Below are 4,667 nucleotides of genomic sequence, written 5' to 3' on the forward strand. Positions count from 1 at the left end.
CGACCTGCTTGTTGGCGTCGTAGACCTTGAACGCGAGCGGGTTGTCCGAGTCGCGGCCTTCGAAACCGATCTTGCCGATGCCGGGGAAATATTCTTTCGCGCCGATGTAGACGGTGGTGCTCATGGGGTGGAACTCCTGCAGAGAGGCGAGGGGAGAAGGGAGAGGTGTCGCACGCGAGTGATCGGTCACGCAGCGCAGCGATCGCGCATGCAGGCCACCGCTGCCGGCCACCGGCGCGCACTCTTCATCAGTGCCGGAGACGAATGCCGGCACAGGGCCTGACCCACGCCGCACGAAATGTTAGCGCTACCACAGTCGCGACCGAAAAAAGCCGCGCGATGGAGCGAAGCTGAAGATGCCATGCCGATCCCGAGTGAAGCAGTGTGCCCGACTTTACCCGGCGCCGAAAGGCTTGCTGCGCTGCGAGATGCGCGCTGCTGTGCGGCGGCAGGGTGTGGTGACGGCCGGTAGTTGGTGGGTTGGGACGTACGGCCCCTCACCCGCCCTTCGGGCACCCTCTCCCGCGTGCGGGAGAGGGGAGAGGGGAGAGGGGAGAGGGAACCGCCCGGAGAGGGGACTGCCAGGCGTTGGAACTGCCAGGAGAAGGGGACCGCCGGAAAAGAGTTGTGCGGGAGGCGCTCCTCCCCGTAGACGAGGGCTTGCTTCCTTCCCCCGTTTACGGGGGAAGGTGCCCGAAGGGCGGATGGGGGGCAGCCACCTCTGGCCTCACGCCCCAAACCCGATCCCCTCGGCCGCTACAATGGGCGGCTTATGACCGCTGTCCTGCCGCTGCCGCAACCCCTGGCCGACCCCGCGCCGCGCGACCCGCGCCAGCGGTTGCAGCGTGAGCAGCTGCGCCTGGGCAAACGCCTGCAGCGCCAGGTGGGCCAGGCGATCGCCGACTTCGGCATGATCGCCCCCGGCGACAAGATCATGGTCTGCCTGTCCGGCGGCAAGGACAGCTACACCTTGCTGGACATGCTGCTGCAGTTGCAGCGCAAGGCACCGGTGCCGTTCACGCTGGTGGCGGTCAATCTGGACCAGAAGCAGCCCGACTTCCCCGCGCAGGTGCTGCCCACCTACTTGCGCGGGCTGGACGTGCCGTTCGACATCGTCGAGCAGGACACCTATTCGGTGGTCAGCCGGGTGATTCCGGCCGGCAAGACCATGTGTTCGTTGTGCTCGCGGCTGCGGCGCGGCGCGCTGTATGCCTATGCGCAGGCGCATGGCGTGACCAAGATCGCGCTCGGCCACCATCGCGACGACATCGTGGCCACGTTCTTCATGAATCTGTTCCACCACGCCCGGCTCGCGGCGATGGCGCCCAAGCTGCGCAGCGACGACGGCGCGCATGTGGTGATCCGCCCGCTGGCCCACGTGCGCGAAGCCGATATCGCCGACTACGCGCAGGCGCGCCAGTTCCCGATCATTCCGTGCAACCTGTGCGGCAGCCAGGAAAACCTGCAGCGCCAGCAGGTCGGGCGGATGCTGCAGCAGTGGGACCGCGAGCAGCCCGGGCGGGTCGAGCAGATCGCCCGCGCGCTGGGCGATGTGCGTCCCGAGCAACTGGCCGACCGCACCCTGTTCGATTTCCTGGCGCTGGGCCGCAACGGCGATGCAGCACCGCCCGATCCCGATTCCAGCGCCTGGCTCGCCGCCGGCGACGGCACACACGACAGCGACTGACGCGGCCATCGCGGCGCCGGCAGTCTTTTTACCCTCCACGTTTCTTCCTCCTCTTCGGTCTGACGCATGTTCTTTCGTAATCTCACTTTGTTCCGTTTCCCGACCACGCTGGATTTCTCCGAGATCGACACGCTGCTGCCGCCAGTGCAGCTCAAGCCGGTCGGCCCGCTGGAAATGAGCTCGCGCGGTTTCATCTCCCCGTTCGGCCGCGACGAGCAGGAAGTGCTCTCGCACCGCCTGGAAGATTTCCTCTGGCTTACCGTCGGTGGCGAGGACAAGATCCTGCCCGGTGCGGTGGTCAACGACCTGCTCGAGCGCAAGGTCGCCGAGATCGAGGAAAAGGAAGGCCGCCGCCCCGGTGGCAAGGCGCGCAAGCGCCTGAAGGACGACCTGATCCATGAGCTGCTGCCGCGCGCCTTCGTCAAGAGCTCGCGCACCGACGCCATCCTGGACCTGCAGCACGGCTACATCGCGGTCAACAGCTCCAGCCGCAAGAGCGGCGAGAACGTGATGAGCGAGATCCGCGGCGCGCTCGGCAGCTTCCCGGCATTGCCGTTGAATGCCGAAGTCGCACCGCGCGCCATCCTCACCGGCTGGATCGCCGGCGAACCCTTGCCCGAAGGCCTAAGCCTGGGCGAAGAGTGCGAGATGAAGGACCCGATCGAAGGCGGTGCGGTGGTCAAGTGCCAGCACCAGGAACTGCGCGGCGACGAGATCGACAAGCACCTGGAAGCCGGCAAGCAGGTCACCAAGCTGGCGCTGGTGCTGGACGACAATCTGTCGTTCGTGCTCGGCGACGATCTGGTGATCCGCAAGCTCAAGTTCCTCGATGGCGCCCTGGACCAGCTCGAACACAGCGAAGACGACGGCGCGCGCGCCGAACTCGATGCCCGCTTCGCGCTGATGAGCGCGGAAATCCGCCGCCTGTTCCTGCTACTGGAAACCGCGCTGAAGCTGAGCAAGGCCGAGTAAGCGCAACGGTCGAACGGTGGCGTGGCGTCGTCGCGATCGATGCTCGAGTCAAATGCCCGGTGAGTCGAGTGCGCGGTGTCCTCACCGCTCGCGGAACACGCCGTGCATCCGTTCGTGGAGTTTCCTTGGCGGCATCCATACCGCCAAGGGTTCCGCAACCGGCGAGGGCACCGCGCCAGACAGTTGGTCGGCTGCTTTCTTGAAAGCGTGTCGTCCGGCTGCGCTGCGCCAGGCACTGAAAGTTTGCAGGTTGCGTGCTGAAAGCCTGTCCACCGCTCGGCATGCGAAAGGGAGGCGGGAAGCTGGTCGACGCACAGTGATCCGACCAGCGCAGGTCATGCGGTGCTTGCAAACATGCACACCAACCATCTCGACGGGTCCTTGCCCGCCTACCGTCGCGGGACCTTACGCGGCATGGATGCCGCGTAAGCGCCGACAAGGACGTACTTGCGGCGTGTCCCGCGAGGGTGGGCGGGCAAGGACCCTGCAACCAAGCTGCAGATCATCCGCTCTGCAGCTTTTTCATTCGCGCTATCCAGTACGACGCCCAAAGCACAGAGACTCGGCCGTGCTGGCCGGGCAAGGGCCCTGCAGCCAGGCCGCAGATCTAGCGACGTCGGCTGCGCCCACCTGGCGGTGGGCAGCGTGGTTTGCCAGCCGCTCAAAGAAGTCGCGCCAACATCGAATGCATCAATCGCCCCGTCTCACCACCTGACACATTGCAGCGCTATCCTGTGCCCATGTTCAAGCCCGTCCGCCGCCTTATCGCGCCCGCCCCGCAGGTCGTCGAACGCGATTGCCTGCGCCTGCAGCTGGACGGGCGCGAGATCGCGGTGCTGCGCGTGCGCGACCCGCGTGCGCGGCGCATCAAGCTCAGCGTGGACGAACGCGGCGCGCGGCTGACCTTGCCGCTGCGCGCAAGCCTGGTCGCCGGCGAACGCTTTCTGCAGGCGCATCTGGAGTGGTTGGGCACGCAGTTGTCGCGTTATCAGCAGGTCGATGCATTTCCGGCGCTGGAGCGTGGCGTGCCGGGGCTGCTGCCGTTACGCGGCGCCTTGTTGCCGCTGAGCTGGCACGACGGGCGCTACGCACGTATCGAGGTCAGCGATGACGGCGCGCAGTTCCATGTGCCGACCCGCCTGGGCGATGCAGGTTTGCGTCGCACGCTGAAGGAATTCTACGAAGCGCAGGCGCGCGCCGATGTCGGCCGCTGGTTGCCCACCTATCTGCCCGGCCTGCCGCGTGCCCCGGCACGGGTGCGGCTGAAGGTGATGTCCTCGCAGTGGGGCTCGCTGGCGCCGGATGGCTCGATGGCGCTGGACTTGGCGCTGGTGCTCGGCCGCCCGTCCGCGTTCGAATACGTGCTGGTGCACGAGCTCTGCCACCTGCTGCAGGCCAACCACTCGCCGGCGTTCTGGGCCGAGGTGGAACAACGCCTTCCCGCCTGGCGCGACGAGCGCAGCTATTTCCACGAGCACGGCCGCCAGCTCAAGGCGCAACTGCGGCGGTTGCTACAGGCTGAGTGAATTTTAATCAAGGCAAAGATGAGTTGCGCACGATGATAATCTCCCTCGTGGCACTCCGCCGAATAGTGCTCAGGGAGGCGCCATCTTTGATAAGTGTGACATATGCATTTTCTGGGGAGAGAAAAATCAGCTTTCCCCTCGTCGTCTCGCCATTCTGATACACAATCTGCACTGGAAGCTCGCCCCCGACGCCATAAGCGCGAAGGCCGTTGGCAAGTAGATTAACCATCGGTTTTGGATATATGGCCGCGAAACAAGTCAGGATTGCAATCATTCCGATAGCCGATCTTATCTTGAGCTTGCGAGGCGCGTGGAGCGCAGAAGCGATATAAAGCGAGGCCAAGGCGGAGATTACAATCGGTAAAAAGTGCCTTTCCATCTCCCATTCGCGACTTAGAGCGGCTAACAAAACCCAGGAAGAAGGCGTAAGCAGATGATGGAGGATGCGAGCGAAAGCAACGCCAAGTGGAGATCGATGCGAC

3 protein-coding genes and 1 pseudogene are annotated in these 4,667 nt (G+C 65.0%); 3 read left to right on the top strand and 1 reads right to left on the bottom strand.

What is annotated here, in order from left to right:
* Positions 1-772: 772 nt before the first annotated feature.
* From ttcA to XarbCFBP7408_RS21670, 3 genes are all read left to right on the top strand, one after another.
* Entirely contained in the window at positions 773-1,687 is a 915-nt protein-coding gene (gene ttcA / locus XarbCFBP7408_RS21660) for a tRNA 2-thiocytidine(32) synthetase TtcA (RefSeq protein ID WP_104564667.1), read from the top strand.
* 66 nt (positions 1,688-1,753) lie between these two features.
* Positions 1,754-2,659 carry a recombination-associated protein RdgC gene (locus XarbCFBP7408_RS21665; protein WP_008577753.1) on the top strand — a complete coding sequence of 302 codons (906 nt, stop codon included), beginning with the start codon at positions 1,754-1,756 and terminating at the stop codon, positions 2,657-2,659.
* A 740-nt stretch (positions 2,660-3,399) separates the two neighbouring features.
* A complete protein-coding gene (locus XarbCFBP7408_RS21670; protein WP_181107102.1) occupies positions 3,400-4,185 on the top strand; it encodes a SprT family zinc-dependent metalloprotease in 786 nt (261 codons plus the stop codon).
* A gap of 7 nt (positions 4,186-4,192) precedes the next feature.
* Here XarbCFBP7408_RS21670 and XarbCFBP7408_RS21675 read toward each other — a convergent pair.
* Positions 4,193-4,585 (bottom strand): annotated as a pseudogene (locus XarbCFBP7408_RS21675) (hypothetical protein); the annotation flags it as partial.
* Positions 4,586-4,667 lie beyond the last annotated feature (82 nt).

It is taken from the genome of Xanthomonas arboricola pv. guizotiae, from assembly GCF_002940205.1.
GTDB classification, from domain to species: Bacteria; Pseudomonadota; Gammaproteobacteria; order Xanthomonadales; family Xanthomonadaceae; genus Xanthomonas; species Xanthomonas arboricola_C.